The 20,083-nt window shown below is 51.2% G+C and carries 17 protein-coding genes; 12 read left to right on the top strand and 5 right to left on the bottom strand.

Going from position 1 to position 20,083, the window contains the following annotated elements:
- The first annotated feature begins 13 nt into the window (after positions 1–13).
- The 6 genes from K8942_02510 to K8942_02485 are packed head-to-tail and all read left to right on the top strand — an operon-like array spanning position 14 to position 7,847.
- On the top strand, positions 14–1,615 hold the full coding sequence (locus K8942_02510) for a glycosyltransferase family 39 protein (protein UPA23063.1): 1,602 nt from the start codon (positions 14–16) through the stop codon (positions 1,613–1,615).
- Complete coding sequence (locus K8942_02505; GenBank protein ID UPA23062.1) at positions 1,616–3,496, top strand: glycosyltransferase family 39 protein; 1,881 nt, start codon at positions 1,616–1,618, stop codon at positions 3,494–3,496.
- An 11-nt stretch (positions 3,497–3,507) separates the two neighbouring features.
- Positions 3,508–4,908 carry a glycine--tRNA ligase gene (locus K8942_02500; GenBank protein UPA23061.1) on the top strand — a complete coding sequence of 467 codons (1,401 nt, stop codon included), beginning with the start codon at positions 3,508–3,510 and terminating at the stop codon, positions 4,906–4,908.
- A 46-nt stretch (positions 4,909–4,954) separates the two neighbouring features.
- A complete protein-coding gene (locus K8942_02495) occupies positions 4,955–5,251 on the top strand; it encodes a DUF1232 domain-containing protein (GenBank protein ID UPA23060.1) in 297 nt (98 codons plus the stop codon).
- Between the two features lie 30 nt (positions 5,252–5,281).
- Positions 5,282–6,616, top strand: coding sequence for an FAD-binding oxidoreductase (locus K8942_02490; protein UPA23059.1), 1,335 nt, complete (start codon positions 5,282–5,284; stop codon positions 6,614–6,616).
- A 19-nt stretch (positions 6,617–6,635) separates the two neighbouring features.
- Entirely contained in the window at positions 6,636–7,847 is a 1,212-nt protein-coding gene (locus K8942_02485) for a cyclopropane-fatty-acyl-phospholipid synthase family protein (protein ID UPA23058.1), read from the top strand.
- A gap of 11 nt (positions 7,848–7,858) precedes the next feature.
- On the opposite strand, the gene K8942_02480 is transcribed toward K8942_02485, so the two are convergent.
- The gene (locus K8942_02480; protein ID UPA23057.1) at positions 7,859–8,149 is read right to left on the bottom strand and encodes a hypothetical protein; all 291 of its coding nucleotides are present in this window, start codon (positions 8,147–8,149) and stop codon (positions 7,859–7,861) included.
- A gap of 342 nt (positions 8,150–8,491) precedes the next feature.
- Between K8942_02480 and rpsB the strand changes: the two genes are divergently transcribed.
- Positions 8,492–9,241 (top strand): 30S ribosomal protein S2, encoded by a 750-nt coding sequence (gene rpsB / locus K8942_02475; GenBank protein UPA23056.1) that lies wholly within the window; start codon positions 8,492–8,494, stop codon positions 9,239–9,241.
- A 75-nt stretch (positions 9,242–9,316) separates the two neighbouring features.
- On the top strand, positions 9,317–10,093 hold the full coding sequence (gene tsf / locus K8942_02470) for a translation elongation factor Ts (protein ID UPA23055.1): 777 nt from the start codon (positions 9,317–9,319) through the stop codon (positions 10,091–10,093).
- 102 nt (positions 10,094–10,195) lie between these two features.
- On the opposite strand, the gene K8942_02465 is transcribed toward tsf, so the two are convergent.
- Positions 10,196–11,869: a hypothetical protein gene (locus K8942_02465; GenBank protein ID UPA23054.1), complete on the bottom strand. Its 1,674-nt coding sequence runs from the start codon at positions 11,867–11,869 to the stop codon at positions 10,196–10,198.
- 202 nt (positions 11,870–12,071) lie between these two features.
- Here K8942_02465 and K8942_02460 point away from each other — a divergent pair, with 202 nt between their 5' ends.
- Together K8942_02460 and K8942_02455 are read left to right on the top strand one after the other, a co-directional pair.
- The gene (locus K8942_02460) at positions 12,072–12,458 is read left to right on the top strand and encodes a response regulator (protein ID UPA23053.1); all 387 of its coding nucleotides are present in this window, start codon (positions 12,072–12,074) and stop codon (positions 12,456–12,458) included.
- A 102-nt stretch (positions 12,459–12,560) separates the two neighbouring features.
- Positions 12,561–13,415 (top strand): hypothetical protein, encoded by an 855-nt coding sequence (locus K8942_02455; protein UPA23052.1) that lies wholly within the window; start codon positions 12,561–12,563, stop codon positions 13,413–13,415.
- A 3-nt stretch (positions 13,416–13,418) separates the two neighbouring features.
- Here K8942_02455 and K8942_02450 read toward each other — a convergent pair whose 3' ends face one another.
- The gene (locus K8942_02450; protein ID UPA23051.1) at positions 13,419–14,594 is read right to left on the bottom strand and encodes a phosphatidylserine/phosphatidylglycerophosphate/cardiolipin synthase family protein; all 1,176 of its coding nucleotides are present in this window, start codon (positions 14,592–14,594) and stop codon (positions 13,419–13,421) included.
- A 76-nt stretch (positions 14,595–14,670) separates the two neighbouring features.
- Between K8942_02450 and K8942_02445 the strand changes: the two genes are divergently transcribed.
- The gene (locus K8942_02445) at positions 14,671–17,136 is read left to right on the top strand and encodes a type IV secretion system DNA-binding domain-containing protein (GenBank protein ID UPA23050.1); all 2,466 of its coding nucleotides are present in this window, start codon (positions 14,671–14,673) and stop codon (positions 17,134–17,136) included.
- 67 nt (positions 17,137–17,203) lie between these two features.
- Here the strand turns inward: K8942_02445 and K8942_02440 are convergent, their stop codons facing one another.
- Both K8942_02440 and K8942_02435 read right to left on the bottom strand, forming a co-directional pair.
- On the bottom strand, positions 17,204–17,389 hold the full coding sequence (locus K8942_02440; GenBank protein ID UPA23049.1) for a hypothetical protein: 186 nt from the start codon (positions 17,387–17,389) through the stop codon (positions 17,204–17,206).
- A gap of 205 nt (positions 17,390–17,594) precedes the next feature.
- On the bottom strand, positions 17,595–18,731 hold the full coding sequence (locus tag K8942_02435; protein UPA23048.1) for a sortase: 1,137 nt from the start codon (positions 18,729–18,731) through the stop codon (positions 17,595–17,597).
- 192 nt (positions 18,732–18,923) lie between these two features.
- Between K8942_02435 and ychF the strand changes: the two genes are divergently transcribed.
- Entirely contained in the window at positions 18,924–20,018 is a 1,095-nt protein-coding gene (gene ychF, locus K8942_02430; protein UPA23047.1) for a redox-regulated ATPase YchF, read from the top strand.
- The last annotated feature ends 65 nt before the right edge of the window (positions 20,019–20,083 follow it).

Here is a 20,083-nt window from a genome sequence, read left to right as displayed (position 1 = left end):
CTTTCAGGAATCTATGAAGAAAGCACGCATCCTTCACGCTCTCAGAACGCACCTCACGTGGTCACACTTCGTCCGGACTCTGCGCGGGAACTGGGATATCTGTCTCATCCTTCTGATCGGCATTCTCGTGCGCACCTGGGCTTTTGGTGATATCCCTGCGGGACTCAATCAGGATGAAGCCGCAACGGGCTATGACGCATGGGCTGTACTGACGAACGGGATTGATCGCAATGCGTTTCCGTTTCCCGTGATGTTTGTGTCGTGGGGATCGGGTATGTATGCGCTCAACGGGTACCTCGCATGGCCGTTCATGCTCTTTCTGGGACTCTCGGAAGTATCGATCCGCATGCCGCATCTCGTGCTCGGTATCGCCTCTTTGATCCTCTTCTATGCGCTTGCACGCCGCTGTACCGACAGACCGACCGCGGTAATGGCGCTCTTCCTGCTCAGCATCAACCCCTGGCACATCATGATTTCCCGCTGGGGACTTGATTCGAATGTGTTGCCGGGCATGTTTCTCATTGCAGTGTTTCTGCTCGTCCTCGGGCTGCAGAAGCGCATCTATCTTCCCTGGGCCGCGTTCGTTCTCGGACTATGCCTCTATTTGTATGGAACCGCGTACGTTGTTGTCCCGGTCTTTCTTCTGCTGACCCTCATCGCGCTGCGCCTCTTCTGGAAAACAACATGGTCCACGCTTGGGCTCTCTGCGATTGTCGGATTCATCACAGGATTACCGATCGCCCTCTACGTGCTCATCAACCAGTTCCAGTGGAGTTCGATTGTGCTGCCGTTTATGAGTATTCCGCGCTTGAGCGGTGTGCCGCGTTTTCAGACTGTCTCAAGTGTGTTTGGCGGAAATGGCAGTGAAATATTGCATAACCTCACAGATTTCTGGCGTCTGCTTCTCTGGCAGGATGACGGGCTCATTTGGAATAGCTTGCCGGGATACGGACTTCTGTATCTCATCGGTCTGCCGTTTGCGATTGTGGGATTACTGATTGCCATCCATCGGGTCTGGATGAATCGCGGAAAAGATCCGCTGATCTTTTTGCTTGCATGGCTCTTCTCATCAATCGTTCTTGCAGCGTTGCAATCGGTCAATGTGAACCGCATTAACATTATCTTCCTGCCGCTCATTTTCTTCTGTGCACTCGGCGTGCAGGCTGCAGCATCCACAGGCAAATTTGTACGGAATGGTATTGTCGCCGTGTTCCTCATCTTCTTCCTCTTTTTCACACACACCTATTTCACCTGGTACAAAACAGAAGCTGCTGATGATTTCTTTACAGGCCTCGGTCCTGCCATTGAAACAGCTGTGGATGCGACGGATGGTCCGATCTGTGTGACGGATCGTGTAAATATGCCGTATATCTTCGCGCTCTTTTACAGCAAAACCGGTCCGCGCGAATTTGCTGAGACCGTGCAGTACGACAATCCCGGAGCAGAATTCCAATGGGCACGCTCCTTCGGGCGTTTCACGTTCGGACTCGGACGTTGTACCGATAGAGACTATGACGCGTATGTCATCCACAAAGATGAAATAGAAAGCTACGATAACGAGTCTTATGATCTGCATATCTTTGATTTTTACGCGACCGCCCTTCCCCGCCGCTAAATGTTCTCCCGCTTCTCTCTTCCACAATCCCGCTGGACCGCAGCGTTCATTGCAGAAATCTGTGTCTGCACACTCCTGATGGCCGGCAGTCTTGCCGCCGCGCTCTCGCTCGGCGCTTACAATGCGACCGCTGTGTATCAGTATGACAATCGCGCATCGCATGAGGTCGGCATTCCTTTTACCATGGACGGAGAGGGTGAATACTTCACCGTGAACGTGAACTTTTCCCTCAACAGATTGCATGCCAGCACATTCGTCATTGGACCCGATGATTGTCTGGAGGAAATGATCGTGAATGGTGAGACGGTCCACAACGTCGCGGGTCTGTGCAATATGGGTCCCGGTCACGCCATTCGTCTGCCTGCACTGAAGGCTGGAGACAATATGCTCTCTGCCCGCGTGCATGACACCGGTGGTAAGGGAGGATTCCTGATGCGCACATCCTGGCTTGATCCTTTGCTGCTGACTCTTGTCCTTTTCATGGCCGCACTCTTCTCCTGGATTGGCGCCCGTCTGATCCTGCTTTCAAAAAAAGCAAAAGAGGCTGCGTTCCTGCCCGCTCTTATTGCGATCGGTCTTCTCATCCGCCTCTCGCTTTCGTGGCACGGCGGATTCGGCGGCGACATTCATCTCAATCAGGAATGGTCGAGAAGTGCTGTCGAACTTGGCATGGTGCAGTCCTATAACGAACAGGTGAATCCGGAAGTCATGCTCCCAAACTATCCGCCGCTCAATATTCTGATGTTTGCGACGGCCGGGTATTTCTTCAAGTACACCGTCTCCCCGGACTTCGATCCGGAACTGCCGGCATTTGATATCATCATCAAATTGCCTGCCATGATTGCGGATCTTGTAACGGTTGTCGTGCTCTTCCTTGTCCTTGTGCCGATGGCCGGCCGCAGGAAGGCGCTCTTTGCAGCGCTCCTGTATGCCGTGCATCCCGCCGTCTTCCACGACTCCAGCATCTGGGGTCAGACCGACAGCGTGTTTACCCTCTTCATGTGTCTGTCCCTTCTTGCTGCACAGCGTCACCGATGGCTGTTTGCGGGCATGGCTGTCACGGCGGCACTCCTCTTCAAAATGCAGGCGATTATTATCCTGCCGGTTCTTGCGATTATCGCAGGACTCTACTGGCACCGCTGGCTGATGATGATTGCCGGTGGCGCCATTGTGACTGTTCCTGTGATGATTCCGTTTATTGCAAAAAACATGTCCGGCAAATTTGTTGATATTTTCGTGAACTCCGTCGGATATTACTCAAGCCTCAGTTCGAACGCGTACAACATGTGGGTCATGCTCTACTCCAGAGACACCGGAAAATCCGCAACGGATCTTTTCCTGAATGTCATGGAGCACCGCACAGTCGGACTGATTCTGTGGGGCATTGTGATTCTCTCTGTCACGTTCGGATGGATGCGATCCATCAGGAATGATATTGAGATGAAAGGAAAAACAGGTGTCGTCTTTTTGTCTGCTGCGCTGATTGCCTATTCATTCTTCCTCTTCAACGCGGAAATGCACGAGCGGTATTTGTTTGCCTACATGGCTCTCGGACTTCCGCTGGTGATGACGGGGCGCAAAGGAATCTTCCTGTATCTGAGCGCCTCCTTCCTCTTCCTCCTGAACCTTGTTTCATTGGTTGCCTTCTCGGATTTCGACAGAGTGCTGGTGCAGGAAACCTTCGGAAAATCCCACGCTGTAGCCATTGCAACTGCCAATATGATCGTCTTCTTTGTGACCTGGCGACATCTGCATGTGTATCAGAAGGGAACGGTCAGCGGACTATCCTGGAAGTTTTTCTCGCTGATCAGGTCCATACATCCCTTTGCGCCTGCCAAAAAGGGGCAGAAGAGCCTTTTGCAGCGGTTGAATCTTCGCTAGTATCGTGACCTATGCCCGCATCCACCCTCGACACTCTCGTTTCCCTCTGCAAGCGCAGAGGATTTATCTTCCCGGGCTCCGATATTTACGGCGGCCTTGCCAACACATGGGACTACGGACCGCTGGGACTGGAGATTAAAAACCGCGTTCAGCGTGAGTGGTGGAACCGCTTCGTCCGTCAGCGCCGCGATATGGTGGGACTTGAGACAGGCATCCTGATGAACCCGAAAGTGTGGGAGGCGAGCGGACATGTGAGCAACTTCGGCGACCCATTGGTCGACTGCAAGAAATGCAAACAGCGTTTCCGCGGCGACAAACTGATTGAAGAAAAAATGGGCGTAGAGGCAGCCGCCGTTCTCACCCTCGACCAAGTGCAGCCAATGCTCACCGCTGAAAAAATCGGCTGTCCGAGCTGCGGCAGTGTGGACTGGGCTGTTGCCAAAAAATTCAACCTGATGTTCCGCACACAGCAGGGCGTGATTGAAGGAGAGGGAACAGATATTTATCTGCGCCCGGAAACAGCACAGGGAATGTTCGTGAACTTCAAAAACATTGCGATGACTTCCCGCAAGCGTCTGCCGTTTGGCGTGGCACAGGTCGGAACCGTTTTCCGCAACGAAATCACGCCGGGAAATTTCACGTTCCGCACACGGGAATTCCAGCAGATGGAAATCGAGTACTTTGTGGAACCGGGAACCGAAGGCCCGATCTTCGAAAAGTGGAAAGACGAAATGTGGCAGTGGTGTCTGGATATCGGACTCTCTCCCGAGCGTCTGCGCATCCGTGAACACACCAAAGAAGAACTCTCGCACTATTCCTCCCGGACACTCGATATTGAATATCTGTATCCGTGGGGATGGGGCGAACTCTACGGACTCGCTAACCGATCTGATTTCGATCTCACACAGCATCAAAAATTCAGCGGCCAGGACATGTCGTATCAGGACCCGGACGAGCCGACGAAGAAATTCGTGCCGTACGTGGTCGAGCCGACATTCGGTCTGACCCGCACGGTGCTTGCGATTCTTCTCGAAGCATACGCAGACGAAGAAATCGCAGACGGTGATGTCCGTACGGTCCTGCACCTCAAGCCACTCGTCGCTCCGTTCGATCTTGCGATCCTGCCCCTCAGCAAGAAAGATGCGCTGATTGCAAAAGCAGACGAGCTCTATACGACGATTGTGAAAGAGACCAACCTGAAGGTAGATGTCGACCTCACCGGAAGCATCGGCAAGCGCTACCGCCGTCAGGATGAAATCGGTACACCGAAGTGCATCACGATCGATTTTGGAACTGTGGGCGAAGATGCAGAGCAGGGCGCACCCGACACCGTGACCATCCGCGACCGCGACACGCTCACACAGGAGCGCCTCACCATTGGTGAACTTGTGGCAAAGCTCAAAACATGCTGAGAACCGAATAGTCGCGGAAATAATTGCAAAACTGCCTGAAAAGCAGATGCTATTTCCTATGCAACGCTCACTTTTTGGAAAACTGCAGGCATACCTCATGTTCTACAGAGCACTCGCGCGCGACCCCCGCACACCGGGTGTTTCAAAAACCCTGCCCTGGCTCGCGCTCCTCTATTTTTTCATGCCGCTGGATTTTATTCCGGACTTCCTGCCGCTTCTTGGGCAACTGGATGATCTGACGATTGTCCCGTTTCTGCTGATGCTTGCGTTCTGGCTTATTCCAAAAGGCGTCAAACAGCAAAATAGACGAGAATACATTGATGCAAACCTTGTAGAAAAATGAGCGGAAGACTCTCTGCTATTATAACTGTCTATGACCTACGAAGACCGTAAGCAGCAGCTTATTGCAACCATCCGCTTCTCTGAGGGGGTGATCGGTCTGCAGAAGGAAACGAGCAATCTGTTTCGCGACCGCGCAGAAGAAAAAAAGGTGAAGCTTGATGTCCGCAATTTTTCTCATGTGCTTGAAGTGAATGCACAGGAAGGTTGGGTGGACGTGGAAGGCATGACAACATTCGCAGCACTCGTTGACGAGACACTGAAACACGGATGCGTCCCGGCCGTTGTTCCGCAACTGCGATCCATCACAATCGGCGGCGCGATTTCCGGTGTGGGAATCGAAGCATCATCCTTTAAGGAAGGACTTGTGCACGACACTGTTCTGGAGATGGAGGTCCTTCTTGCTGACGGAACCGTCGTGAAAGCAACGCCGACAAATGAGCACAAAGATCTGTTCTTCGGCCTGCCGAATTCCTACGGCACGCTCGGTTACATTCTCAAAGTCCGCGCCAAAGTGATTCCTGCGAAAAAGTTCGTGCATCTGCAGTATACAAAGTACAGCGATCCATCGTTGTACTTTGCCGATCTCAATCGCACCTGCAAAGACACAACCGCCACGTATGTGGATGGTGTCGTGTTTTCCAAAAATGAGATGGTGCTCGTCACCGGGACATTTGTGGATGAAGCACCATACGTCAGTGATTACACATGGATGAAGATGTTCTATACGTCCATCAAACAGCGTGATGATGATTATCTGACGACACATGATTTCATTTGGCGTTGGGACACGGACTGGTTCTGGTGTTCGAAGAATCTCGGCATGCACAATCCCCTGTTGCGGCTCCTGATGGGGCGCAGACGGTTGAATTCAGTGACGTATCAGAAAATCATGCGCTGGAATAACCGCACGAAGTTCAGCGAACAATACATCAAACCGTTTACCTCGACGCATAGCGAATCCGTGATTCAGGACATTTGTATTCCCGTGAGTCAGTCGCCGGCATTTCTGGATTTTCTGGATAAAGAGATCGGCATCTTCCCGATCTGGACCTGTCCGACAGCGTCTCCGGATTCATCGAAGATCTTCCCTCTCTTCCCGGTACATCACACGGAATTGCAGATTGATTTCGGATTCTGGGATTTTGTGACAACAAAGGAAAAGCATCCGCGTGGATTTTTTAACAGGAAAGTTGAAGAGAAAACGCTGGAGCTGAATGGGTTGAAATCGCTCTATTCTGAAGCATTTTATGACAAGGAAACGTTCTGGCGCATCTACAACGGACCGGTCTATACTGCTCTCAAGCACCGGTACGACCCCGGACAACGTCTGAAGGATCTGTACGAAAAATGTGTGCTCCGTGCCTGATTGCCCCTCCCCTCTTTCCATGTCTGCCGCCCGATCCGCATCATTCATTCACGATATCCTTGCTCATATCAAAATCGGTCATATTACAATGATTGATGAAACAGGTGTGGCCCATGCGTTCGGAAAAAAAGGGACCGGGCCGGAAGGAACAATGATCATCAACAATCCCGAGTTCTACGATCGCGTCATCAGTCAGGGGTCACTGGGTCTTGGCGAAAGTTATATGGAAGGATGGTGGGATGCAAAAGACAATGATATTGCAAGCTGCATCGGCCCGATGCTGTGCAATGAACTCTACAACACCATTCGCGTCTCCCCCTCCCTGCTTCTCTCTGCTGTTGCCACACGTATTCTTGCTAACGGATCACGCAGCCGCAGTAAGGCAAACATTCAACAGCACTATGATGTCGGCAATGACTTCTATGAACTTTTTCTGGATACCAACATGGCCTATACGTGCGGCTATCAGAAAGATAAAAACGATACGATCGAACAGATGCAGGACCAGAAGCATGAGCGCGTCGCACGCAAACTCGGCCTCAAGCCCGGCGAACATATTGTCGATCTGGGGTGCGGATTCGGGGGCATGCTCCGGTACGGTGCGAAGCATTTTGGCATAAGCGGAGTGGGCGTCACTCTCAGCGAAGGACAGCACGAATGGGGAAATAACAAAATAAAAGAGGAGGGGCTGCAGGACAACATCCATATTGATCTGAAAGATTACCGGGATATGACCGGTTCATTCGACCACGTCGTCTCCATCGGTCTGGCAGAACATACGTGGCAGCGTGGCTATGAGACGTTCATCGGGAAAGTGTCAGATCTCCTCAAAGACGGTGGTGTCGGACTCGTGCACACGATCGGTTCCACCGCAGCACCGCACGAAACAACAGACGCATGGATCAACCGGTATATTTTCCCGGATGGCCGTCTTCCCCGTCTCGAAGAGCTCATTGAAGAAATGCGCCGCGCAGGACTCACAGTGGGACATGTCGAAAACCTGAAACTGCATTACGCAGAAACGCTCCGTCATTGGAAGGAAAAGTTCAACAGGAACCGCACTGCCATCAAAGCAATAGGTCCCGAATATAATGAGGAATTCCTCCGTATGTGGGACTACTATCTGCAGGTCTGTGAGGCAGCATTCCGCTACGGCGAATTGCAGCTGTATCAGATCCTCTTCTGCAAAGGGCCACAGTGGACTATGCCGATGCGGTTTGAGTTTGATTAATACTCTGATTATTACCGCTTCTTTTTCTGTCGCTCCTTGCGGAAAAGATTCTGTAACATATCACGGGCTGCAACGAGGTTTTGACGAACAAGCAATTTTTCCTGATCCAGTCTCCCACTCAGCATTTTGGCACGTTTCGTTGTTGCAAAGAGCGCGACGTATCTCTGATGTACTTTTGCTGCCTGATCCGGAATCGTTGCAAAATTCAGAATTAACAACGCATCCTGGACACTTTGTACGGTTTGTTTTTGCCATTTTGGATCGATTCCCTGTGATTCATCCGGCTGTGACACAGCGATCATAAGAGGATGAGAAAGTAACAAATAGTATACCAAATGCTACTATATTGCCAATATAAAGCATTTTGAGTTCATAAAACTTGCAAAGACACTTTGTACTCTGTATAAAGTCTCTACTTCACCTGTAGCCGATCGCAGCGGTCCTGGCCTCGCAAGAGGAATCCTCCGCAACCCGACGAAATGACGCTACCGGTTAGACCCAAGGACGTTATCATTGTTTGAGTGCCAATCTTCAGTTAGAGGGCCCATGAGGAATATAAAAAGATTCCACAACCCCATAACCGATAACTGGTAACCCATAACCCGTCCTGCATTCTTATCCCCTATTCTTTTCTACCCGTTCGTATGCCTATCCCATCCGAGAAAGAACTGCTCGACGCAGCGTGCCACTTCGGTCACCCGAAGCAGAAGTGGAATCCGAGAATTGCTGAATATCTCTTCGGTTCCCGCAAGGGCATCCACATTTTTGATCTCACCAAGACCCGCGAAGGCCTTGAGAGAACATGTGAGCACCTCAAGAAGCTTCAGGCTGAGGGCAAAGTTATCCTCTTTGTCTCCACCAAGCAGCAGGCTATCCCCCAGATTGAACAGATGGGACAGGAGCTGAACCAGCCGGTTGTCACCAAGAAATGGATTCCGGGACTCCTGACAAACTGGCCTACGATTAAAAAGCGTCTCCAGTACTATCTTGATCTCCGCACATCCTTCCAGACCGGTACGGTTGAGAAGTACACGAAGAAAGAGCAGACAGCACTCCGCAAGGAACTCACCAAGCTCGATGCCGCCCTCTCCGGTGTGGCGCACATGGCCGGTCTGCCTGACGCACTCTTTGTGGTCGACGGCGTCCGTGACCACGTTGCAGTTGCAGAAGCACGCAAGCTCGGTATCCCTGTCTTCGGTATCTGTGATTCCAACGCCGATCCTGAGGAATACACATCCTGCGTTCCTGCAAACGATGATGCAGTGAAGTCCATCGACATTATCCTGCACACCGTTCTCGTTGAACTCTCCGGTGCAAAGCCGGCAGCAAAAGTTGAGCCGAAAGCAGCCCCTGTGGTTGAATCATCCGGCCAGGTGATCGCAAGTTCGTACTAGTCCGTTTATACTAGTACCCGACCAGGGATCTCTGATCTCCGGTCTCATCATTTCCCACCATTACCACCAAATACTATGTCTAACATTTCAGCCGCCGCCATCCAGTCCCTCCGTGCCCGCACAGGTGTTTCCATCTCCGCAGTGAAGGAAGCGCTCGAAGAGGCAATGGGTGACGAGGAAAAGGCCATCGAACTGCTCCGCAAGCGCGGTATTGCGCAGGCTGCAAAGAAAGCAGCACGCGAACAGGGCGAAGGTCTCGTCTTTATGAAAGAAGAAGGATCGAAAGCAGCTCTCATCATCCTCCGCTGCGAAACCGACTTCGTTGCCCGCGACAGCGGATTCACCGAGGCCGGACAGGCTATTCTCGCCACTCTCTTTGCAGAGGGCATGGACGCCGCAAAGACAGTCGCCGAACAGAAGCTTCCGGAACTTGTGCAGAAGCTCGGTGAAAACATCACGGTTGATGACATGCACTCCATCGAAGCCCCTGTGGTCGGTGCCTACCTACACTCCAACGCAAAGATCGGTGTGATCATCGGTCTGGACGGTGGTACACGCGATATGGCCCGCGACATCGCGATGCACGCAGCAGCATTGAGCCCCGCCTACATTCACCCGGAACAGGTCGGCATGGATGCCATCGAAAAGGAGCGCGAAATCTGGCGCGAACAGATGAAGAAAGACAACAAGCCGGAAGCAATGTGGGACAAGATCATGGAAGGAAAGGAAAAGAAATTCCGTGAGGAAAGCTCCATCACCAAGCAGAACTTCGTGAAGGATCCGAGCAAGACCGTCGAACAGCACCTCGGTGATGCGAAGATCACGGCGTATATCCGCGCATCGGTCGCGTAATAAAAAGAGTGCAAAGATGACGAAGAAGACGATGAGTACGAGGAACAATCAAAACTTCCTCGTCTTCTTCGTATTCCTTCTAATCCTCGTCATCTTTCATCATCACCACTTATGCCACGGCATCTCGATCTGATCCAAAGGAATATCGTCGATCGATTCTGCGACTTTCTCTCCTGCCAGAGAACTCACAAGTGTGTGCACTCTGCGGCGGAAGAGGTACGCAAGGACTCCGGCTGTACCAAGACCTGCAAGCGCAATTGCGTACGGAGCCATTGGGGAGAATCCACCGGATGTTATAGACGAAAGGGATGCTGCCGACTTCAATGTTTCACACTGCATGGAGCAGGAATCGCCATCGGTTCCGTTTTTGTCGCCGTTGTCGCACTGTTCGTCTGCATCGACTATCTTGTCGCCACAGCGCGGAGCGCGGCAATCCGTGCGGCAGGCATTCGGGCGTGTGTCTGAATTTTTGGTTCCGTCATCACAGTCCTCATTGGCCTGTACGACGCCATCACCGCATTTCGGCATAGAACAGTTCATACGGCAGGTAGCACCCGCAAGATCCGAGTTATTCGGACCTGCGTCACAGACTTCACCGCGGGACGGATCGACAATACTGTCGCCGCACTTCGGCAGGGAACAGTTCATACGGCAGAAGGCGTTCGGTTCATTGGAGTTATTCGTCCCTGCATCACACTGCTCTCCCGGTTGCACGACGCCATCACCACACTTTGGCAGTGTACAACTCTTGGAACAACGGGCGTTCGGAAGGTCGGAGTTCGCGCTTCCTGCATCACATTCTTCGCCCTGGTCTGCCACACCGTCACCGCAGCGCTGCATGACACAATCCAGACGGCAGTGTGCGTTCGGCACATTGGCATTATTCGGACCGTCGTCACACTGTTCACCGCGGGAGGTATCAATATATCCGTCTCCGCACTTCGGAATGGAACAATCCATGCGGCAGTGTGCGTTCGGGAGATTCGAGTTATTCGGACCGTCGTCACACTGTTCACCGCGTGCGGTGTCTGTAATAGAGTCACCACATTTTGGCAGTGTACAGTCGACGCGGCAGCGTGCACCCGGCAGGTTTGCATTCTGGATGCCGTCATCACACTGTTCACCCGGTTCCACAACAGTGTTACCACAGCGTGGGATCAGGGAGCTGACCGGAGCGGCAACTGCCTGGGACGATGAAGACGACGGACTCACAACTGTCGCAGCAGCTGATGAGGCAGATGTTGCCTGTGAAGACGATGACGATGTAGCTGCAAGTGTTACCGTCTGGTCTGCAGGACAGGCAGCAAGGAACTTTCTCTTACAGCCACCGACACACGAATTATTCATGTCACACGTCGGCACTGTACAAACGGTGCCACAGGAATGCTGCAGATACCGTACTTCGGTCGTCAGCTGTCCGGTTGCAGGATCCAGAACGTAGACTTCCTCCGTATCCGGCTCACACTCTTCCCCGAGCTGCGGAGAAATTACTTCATCACCACAATAAAGAAGTACACAACTCGTCGTACAATTACTCAGACCGTTCCGCAATTTTCCGTAATCACATTCCTCACCACTGTCTACTGCACCGTTTCCACAGAGCGGGTTTGCCGAACTGCTGCTTGCTGCCTTTACCGGACATCCTGCTGTGCCGTACGGCTTATCCAGACAGTCTGTAATGACACTTGCCTGCATACGCTCCTGTGTCTGAAGCAGACCGAGCGTCACGAGAGACAGTGCGCCGAGAACAACGAAGAGTGTCTTGTGTTTGTGCATATATTTCTCCCCAGTATAGCAGAATTCTGATTTTTTGCCCAGCATTTATATTGTCAAAGATATATAACATGTTGCTATGGCGATTTGCGCCAAAATACAAAAACCGTTTTCTCCTTTTCGGGACGTGCATTTCCGGCATTTTCCACATCAGCGTGGAAGAGGCCTCTGGTCAAAGGAGCATTTTTCCTCTATACTAAGAGTTATGTCCAAAGCAGATATCCTGATTGCAGAAGATGATCCGGTTCTTCGGAACCTGTACATCAAAAAGTTTTCCGTCGCCGGGTACATGATCCGCGCCGTGGAAGATGGTGAACAGGCTGTTGCAGAAATCGCCAAGCAGGCACCGCAGGTTCTTGTGCTTGATATTCATATGCCGAAGATGGATGGTTTCCAGGTTCTGGAACAGTATCCAGCCCAGTCCCGCCCGTTCCCGGTCATCATGCTGACAAACTTTGCAGATGAAAACTCCCGCGCACGCGGCAAGGAACTTGGTGCAGATGACTATTTCATCAAGAAAGATATGACCATCAAGTCGCTTCTCGAAATGGTGGAGCGCGTGTATGAGCAGTGGAAGCGGATGCATCCGTAACGGGTGATTGGTTATGGGTTATGGGTGATTGGTGATTGGTTATGGGTTATGGGGTTCTGGAACTCTTTTTTGAATGTTTGTTTTGTGGTATAATAACCATTGATGGAAACAGGCAAACCAAAAGAATCACTGGTGGTACAGCTCTGGGATAGGTTCTCCTCTTTGGTGCAGAGAGGTATTGGACGAAGAGAAAAAGAAACACGAACACGTGTCGCTGATGTGTTACAGAATACATCTGAGCCTGCTATTGAACGACCAACCATGCTTTCTTTGGTGACGTCTTTTGAAAAGGGAAAGTTGGACGAAGTGCTCGATGTTGCTGCAGCGCTGGAGCGATTACAGCAGGGGGAACCAAAAGTGGAAGATATATTCACGTTGGGTGATATTCCGTTTAACGTTTCGTTTTCATTTCCAAAGCGGAATAACGCTCTCGTGTACATACGCATTACATCACCTGCAGATACGGATGTAGAGATTGAATGTAATTTTATGATCGACGAAAAGCTGATGGATTTGATGAGTGTGTTTATGGGCGGTCTTAAAGAAAATAAACTAGGCGCCACTATTATGCGCTCTCTTCTGCGGGGCACAGAGCGAGTGGAAATCAGCAGTATTGTGAATCGGGATACGCAGAAAGTGGGATGGAGTGCGTCCTCCGGAGATTTGCCTGATTACACACTGAAAAACACCTCACCGCTTGCCGGGATGCTCGGCAAAGAATTTATCTGCAAATTTCAGAATCACGGCAATGAGATTATCGGCATCCGCGTGGATAAGACGCTCCAAGCATTGCTGCGCGCAGCTAAAAACTACGATGGAGACAAAAATGAGTTACGGAATATTTACGGAGCGTATGTGCAATACATGAAAAGCCCCGCTTACCTGGAATTGGATGAGGAAGCACAAAGCATGTGCATCGTGCAGAGAGACGCACTCGCAGAAATGCTGAGCAAGTAACTCTTATAAGCCCAGCCACGCCAGCCACCGCGACATCCAGAGGAACGACGGTGATGAACTGAGTGCGCGGCTTTTGAGAGCGTCCTGACGCAATGCTTCGCGGAGTTTCCAGATGGCACGCTGTTTGCCCTGAATGAGGACATTCACTTCGCCCATATCATCAAGCGAGCGGCGCATGAGATTTGCTGATCCTACAAAGGCTTTCTTGTGGTCGACCAGAATGATTTTTGCATGGAAAATGCGCGGATACAGAAGCACGCGCAGATGCGCACTGTCCCCTTCCGCAATCAGTCTGCCGATCGTATTCATATTCGCATGATAATGCAGATCGACGTAGGACGGCACGATGATAGTCACACGGACATGCCGCTTGCTGAGCCTGATGAGGTGATCGTTGATATCCGGATCAGATATGTAACAGTGTTCTACGACAACGGATTCCACTGCAGAATCGAGCAATGAGTGTAGTGCGGCACGGATGTCTTTGCGCTCGTCTGTATTCATGACGAGTTCCACACTTCCTGCATGGGTCGGATACGAACCGCGTGTCAGAAATTGCGTGACGTATTCCGTCCCGCGCAATTCGACCATGTAATCGTGCCACTGATGACGGTATTCATCTGCAATATTCATACCGGTCAGAAGCAGGATCTGACCGTCAATCACATATACTTTCGCATGATCGTTGTTTGTTGAGTACGTAATGCGGATGCGCGGGTGGCTCCAGAATTCCTTCCAGATGCCGCTCTTTGCATCTTTGGTACTCAGGAAATCACCATCGAATTCAAAAAAGTCGCCAACGGCCTCTTTGGTGATATCAATCTGCACACCGCGCTTCGCCGCTTCCAGGAGGACGCTCGCCATATGCCGGCCCGTCGTATCGTCCTTCCAGATGAACATTTGGATAACAATGCTGTATTTGGCACGCCGGAGCAGTCTTTCGAGACGCCTAAACGATTCTTCGCCATCGACCCATACACGGACTTCGTTCCCTCTCGCCAGCCTCGCAATCGGCTCTCCTGTGCGCAGCAAAAACTGGATACGGAGCTCGTAAAAGAGCTGCAAACCGGCAATCAGACGCTGTCCGCGCTTGCCGAAGAGATAGCGGAGAGTCCCGCGAAGCATGCTCGCAAAACCGCGGCTTTGCAGGCGTCGAAGGGAAAAGGGGGTCCATCGCATGCAAGGAGTATAGCAAAACAGCAAAAAATCGCCGTGTATAGCCGTCCAAAACATGGTATACTGGTACGATACCTTCATGCAGAATATTCTGATCGTCATTGGCACGCTTCTTGGCCTCAGTGCTGCGTCCTTTTTGTGGCTCGCACTGATGCGCTATCTGGCTGAGCGCAAGCGCGAAGAGGACGTTATTTTTCTGCAGTTGCTTGTTCCCAAAAAAGAAAGCCGGGAAGAAAAAGATTCTGAATCCGACCAGTTCGGCCGCGACTACAAAGAAGTGATCGGCGTCATGGATCACCTGTTCCAGTCTCTGCATTCCATCTACAACTCGAACATCAACCGCTATTGGAAAGGACAACCGTTCGTGTCGCTTGAATATGCCGCGCTTGCCGGAGAGATTCTCTTCTTTGTCGTCTGTCCGCGCAGACTCGCACCTCTTGTCGAAAAGCAGATCACGTCATTTTACCCGGACACGATTATTGATGAAGTCGAGGACTACAATATTTTTACAGAGAAATCGATTGTGAGCGCACGCACCGTTGTCGCGCATCATCCGTATACACACGTTTTCAAAACCTATCAGCAGCTCAAGAGCGATCCATTGAATGCAATCACAAACGCGTTTTCCAAACTGGAGAGTGATGAAGGTGCCGCTGTGCAGTTTGTCCTGCAGCCGGCCACATCCGGATGGCAGAAGAAACTGCAGAAAGAAGCGATGGAGCTTCTGAATCCGAAAGAACAGAGTGGCTCAATGCTCAATCCCCTCACCTGGATTTCCGGTTTACTGTCTATCTTCAGCGCATCTGAACCGGGCGAGAGTCATGCAAAAAATGAACGCGTGTCGCAGATGGTCGAGGAATACAGCAAAGCTGTCGATGAGAAAGCCGGCAATCCGGGCTTCACCTGCGTGGCACGCATTGTGACATCCGGTAACTCCGCGCACCGCGCACATCTTATTCTCGATACCGTCGCTGCCGGATTCAGTCAGTTCAATGATGTCCGCGGAAACAGTTTCCACGAACTCAAGGTGGAAAGTAAGCGCAAAGTTGTGCAGCGCTTCATCCGCCGCACCCCGCGCCGCACGATCGGTGAATGGCTGCAGGCTCCGAAAATGCTGCTCGGTTCTGCGGAACTTGCGAGCATGTTCCATCTGCCGAACGTGAAGTACAACAAAGTGGAAACCATCAAGTGGCAGAATTTTAAAGTTGGTCCTGCACCGAAAAATATTCCCGAAGACGGTCTGTACCTGGGAACCAACACCTACCGTGGTGAGAAGAAGAAAATTTTCATGAATAACGAAGACCGCTTCCGTCACTTCTACATCATCGGACAGACGGGCACGGGTAAGTCATCGATCATTGAATTGATGGCACGCCAGGATCTGCATAATGGCAAAGGTATCTGTGTGGTCGACCCGCACGGATCACTGATTGAAAATATTCTGCCGTATATTCCCCGCGAACGCGCGGATGACGTCATCTACTTCAATCCTGCCGACACCGAACGCCCGATGGGACTCAATCTCCTTGAAGGAAAAACTCCCGAAGAACGTGACCTCATCGCGCTCGATGCGATGAACATGATGGTGAAAATGTACGGTGAAGAAATCTTCGGTCCGCGTATTCAGGACTACTTCCGGAACGGTTGTCTGACCCTGATGGAAGATGAAGAAGAAGGAGGTGCGATTACCGACCTTGTGCGCCTCTTTACCGATGATGAATGGGGCAAGTATAAAGTGAGCAAAGTGAAGAATCCGGTCGTGCGCAGTTTCTGGGAAAACCAGATGGCGAAAACCGGTCAGCGCGAAAAGCAGGAAATGATCCCCTACTTCGCCGCGAAGTTCGGACAGTTCGTGACCAATACCCTGATGCGTAACATTGTGGGACAGACAAAGAGTTCGTTCGATGTCGGTGAGTGTATGAACAGCGGCAAGATTATTCTGATGAACCTCTCGAAAGGTCTCATCGGAGACATCAACTCGACGCTGCTTGGTATGATTGTCGTGAATAAAATCCAGGTCGCCGCTATGCGCCGCCAGCGCGAGACTGCAGACAAGCGCAAAGACTTCTTCCTGTACATCGATGAATTCCAGAACTTCGTGACGCCGTCGATTGAATCGATTCTGTCTGAGGCCCGTAAATACCGTCTCGGGTTGATCCTCGCGCACCAGTATATCGACCAGTTGGAGAAGGACAGTAAATTGAGCGGCGCCGTGAGCTTGAAAGGTGCCATCTTCGGTAACGTCGGTACCATGATGATGTATAAAATCGGTCCGCAGGATGCAGAGGTTGCCGCCAAAGAAATGGCTCCGACATTCTCTGAGCAGGACCTTGTGAACATGGATGCGTTCAAGGGTTCCATGAAACTCTGTATCAACGGTCAGCCCAGTCGTCCATTCACACTCGAAGTGCCGCGTCCGTGGCTGGATAAGACGTACCTGAAAGATGAACAGGCAGGCGAAGCATACAAGCAGCTCAGTCGTTTGAAGTATGGTCGCTCGAGGGATTTCGTGAGTCGTGAGATTCTGCGGCGTATTGGCATTTAATATTCCATAAAGAGTCTTAGACTTTTTATGGTATTTCTTTATTAGTCTCGGAATGTAATCTTAGTATTTAGATAACATCATTGTCATACAAGTACTCACAGTTTTTCCAGTTGTCAGCCATTTTCCTGAACTCCTGTTCAACATCAGCTGCAATCTGCTGAATGGTCTCTGCAGGACCCTGCAGAACGTAACACAATCTCTTTCGAACGGAGCAGCTAAATGCAGGAAGAGTGGATGACAGCAGGCGCAACATGGATGTCGTTGATTCAGCATAATCATCAGGAGATATATCCTTTTGTTCCTGATCATCGGGCACAAAAAGAAAGGTGCGGATGTCCGGGTATTGCCACTCCAGTTCACCTGAAAAACGTGAAACGTCGTAGCATGGCCTCATATGAAATCCGACCGGAGCCTGTGGTCCACCGACGAAAATGAAATGTGATGCCTCTTCCATATACTTACTTCTGCGCCACAACCTCCACCAGCTTCGCATGCACGAGGTACCGCTGCTTCACGCTGTCAGGCGGCCAGCATGTATAGAGGATCAGTTCTTCTTTTCCTTCCTGAGCGTAGGCGCTCGTGTCGTTTGCGGGAACGGTCTGCTTGTTGGTCACTTCGTAAATGTACACGGTGCCGTGGTAGTTCACGTACACTCTCTCACCAACCTGCAGTTTATTGATCTGGCGGAAGATCTTGGTGAATTCGGATGTATCCCACGGATAACTGCTACTGTGTCCGTAGACGAGGATTTTTCCGTTCTGACCCGGATAGCTGAACAAGTGTCCGACACCGGTCTGGAGCGGAACGAGAAGGCCGTTATGGGTAAGGTCTGTCGGATGGCTGATGAGGAGGTCTTCGACGCCGAGTGTCGGCATGCTGATGGCGAAATAGGTGTTCTCGTCTGCGCTATCCGGTGTCTCTCCGGCAGTGAGGTCTGCAGTCAGAGGATTCGGGTTCTGAGTGGATGTTGTAGGCTGCAGAATAGGCTGGACGGAGGCGACGGTGATGAATTCTGTCGTGACCGGGATACGGGCAATTGTGATGCCCTGAGGGTTCTGGACGCCAGCAGAGGCCATCATGTCGTAGAGGGCAATGCGGGAAATGGGCTGCCCCGGACGGATCGGGAAAGGCATTTTGATGCCGTTTGCCTGGGCCTCGGAGACGGTTTTATTCAGGATATTGCCCTGATCCGTCGGAATGACGAGATATGCCTCTGCGGACGGGTTTGTCATTTCCTTGTAACGGATAGCCAAACTGATGGCTTCTTCCTCCTTTAAGGGCTCATCTGGGTGAAACTGCGGATCAACTGCGTTTCCTTCAATCAAACCGCTTTCAAATGCAGCTTCCAGATACGGTGCATACCATTCCGTTTGCGTTGTATCCGCAAAAAGCGGCATAGGCGGCATATGGGCGGCAAACCAACGAACACGCTCCAAACCGTTCGGATGGGCATTTATAAGGAGCGCAACGGCTTCTGCGCGAGTCAGAGGCTGGGTTTGGTCAGCAACCTGCATATCCTGTGCAAAGGCAAAAGCGCGCGTGAAGAACCCGACAGTTAAGACAAGCACGGCGATCAGAAAGAGGCGCTTTGACATAGAGGAAGGTTACTATAGTAATATAATTACATTTTGTCAACATACTGATAAAAAACAATTATAAAGGCTATAGCGTCATTTTCAGAGGAAAATCAGCCCATTCTTTGTGGCCAATGCCCGATTCCATCACACCTTATCAATCCCCTCAAATCCTGTAGGATATCCCGGCTATCCCGCTTCAATCCTGTCTCTATGGCTCTCCAGATCGGTATCGTCGGCCTCCCGAACGTCGGCAAATCCACGCTTTTCAACGCCCTCACCCGCACGAAAGGCGCACAGGCTGCCAATTACCCTTTCTGCACCATTGAGCCGAATATCGGCATTGTGGAGGTCCCGGACGTGCGCTTGAAGCAATTGGCTGACCTGATCCATCCGGAGAAGATCGTGCCCGCTGCGATCGAATTTGTGGATATTGCAGGACTTGTGAAAGGAGCCAGCAAAGGCGAAGGACTGGGAAATGCCTTCCTCAGCCACATCCGCGAAGTCGATGCCATCTGCCACGTTGTCCGCGTCTTTACCGGCGGCGACATTATTCACGTGGAAGGAACGGTTGATCCGAAGCGCGACCGTGAGATTATTGAAACCGAACTTGTGCTCGCCGATTTACAGAGCATCACCAAGCGTATTGAAAAAACAAAAAAAGTTGCTGAGCATGGTGATAAAGACAAAAAAGCCGAGCTGATTGTTGCAGAGAAATTATTTGTGACGCTGAACGAAGGACACCTCGCACGCATGACGGAACTGGAAAAAGATGAGACCGCTATCGCAAAATCTTTTCAGCTGCTGACATTCAAACCGATGCTCTACGCTGCAAACGTGGCTGAAGATCAGATGGCAGGACTTGATGTGACTGTACTCAAAGGGCAGCTGGGACTTTCCCCTTCCGATGAACTCGTGCTCATTTCCGCAAAAATCGAAGAAGATCTGCAGGATCTTTCTGCAGAAGACGCGCAGGAATTTTTGGAATCACTCGGCGTAACTTCTTCCGGACTCGACCGCCTGATTACCGCTGCGTACAAAGCTCTCGGCTACATGACCTACTTCACGGCAGGCGTGCAGGAAGTCCGCGCATGGAACATTCCGATCGGGTCCACCGGCCCGCAGGCAGCAGGTGCCATTCATACGGATTTTGAAAAAGGATACATCCGCGCAGAAACCATCGCCTTCAATGACTACATTGCTGCAGGATCGGAACTCAAAGCGAAAGAGGCAGGCAAGATGCGTGCGGAAGGAAAAGAGTACATCGTGAAAGATGGCGACATTATGCATTTCCGTTTCAATGTATGAAGATCATGAGGAGTACAAGGAGTACGAAGAAGACGAGGATGACGAAGAAGAATGACTTTTGTATG

It is taken from the genome of Candidatus Peribacteria bacterium (assembly GCA_023038255.1).
GTDB lineage: Bacteria > Patescibacteriota > Gracilibacteria > Peribacterales > Peribacteraceae > CALREJ01.
The sequence above is the reverse complement of the archived record's forward strand: the minus strand, read 5'-3'. Positions and strand labels throughout refer to the sequence as shown.

Excerpts from the sequence above, each read along its gene's own strand:
- K8942_02510 (UPA23063.1), top strand. The coding sequence starts at position 14 with ATGAAGAAAGCACGCATCCTTCACGCTCTCAGAACGCACCTCACGTGG.
- K8942_02505 (UPA23062.1), top strand. The coding sequence starts at position 1,616 with ATGTTCTCCCGCTTCTCTCTTCCACAATCCCGCTGGACCGCAGCGTTC.
- K8942_02500 (UPA23061.1), top strand. The coding sequence starts at position 3,508 with ATGCCCGCATCCACCCTCGACACTCTCGTTTCCCTCTGCAAGCGCAGA.
- K8942_02495 (UPA23060.1), top strand. The coding sequence starts at position 4,955 with ATGCTATTTCCTATGCAACGCTCACTTTTTGGAAAACTGCAGGCATAC.
- K8942_02490 (UPA23059.1), top strand. The coding sequence starts at position 5,282 with ATGACCTACGAAGACCGTAAGCAGCAGCTTATTGCAACCATCCGCTTC.
- K8942_02485 (UPA23058.1), top strand. The coding sequence starts at position 6,636 with ATGTCTGCCGCCCGATCCGCATCATTCATTCACGATATCCTTGCTCAT.
- K8942_02480 (UPA23057.1), bottom strand. The coding sequence starts at position 8,149 with ATGATCGCTGTGTCACAGCCGGATGAATCACAGGGAATCGATCCAAAA.
- rpsB (UPA23056.1), top strand. The coding sequence starts at position 8,492 with ATGCCTATCCCATCCGAGAAAGAACTGCTCGACGCAGCGTGCCACTTC.
- tsf (UPA23055.1), top strand. The coding sequence starts at position 9,317 with ATGTCTAACATTTCAGCCGCCGCCATCCAGTCCCTCCGTGCCCGCACA.
- K8942_02465 (UPA23054.1), bottom strand. The coding sequence starts at position 11,869 with ATGCACAAACACAAGACACTCTTCGTTGTTCTCGGCGCACTGTCTCTC.
- K8942_02460 (UPA23053.1), top strand. The coding sequence starts at position 12,072 with ATGTCCAAAGCAGATATCCTGATTGCAGAAGATGATCCGGTTCTTCGG.
- K8942_02455 (UPA23052.1), top strand. The coding sequence starts at position 12,561 with ATGGAAACAGGCAAACCAAAAGAATCACTGGTGGTACAGCTCTGGGAT.
- K8942_02450 (UPA23051.1), bottom strand. The coding sequence starts at position 14,594 with ATGCGATGGACCCCCTTTTCCCTTCGACGCCTGCAAAGCCGCGGTTTT.
- K8942_02445 (UPA23050.1), top strand. The coding sequence starts at position 14,671 with ATGCAGAATATTCTGATCGTCATTGGCACGCTTCTTGGCCTCAGTGCT.
- K8942_02440 (UPA23049.1), bottom strand. The coding sequence starts at position 17,389 with ATGTTGCGCCTGCTGTCATCCACTCTTCCTGCATTTAGCTGCTCCGTT.
- K8942_02435 (UPA23048.1), bottom strand. The coding sequence starts at position 18,731 with ATGTCAAAGCGCCTCTTTCTGATCGCCGTGCTTGTCTTAACTGTCGGG.
- ychF (UPA23047.1), top strand. The coding sequence starts at position 18,924 with ATGGCTCTCCAGATCGGTATCGTCGGCCTCCCGAACGTCGGCAAATCC.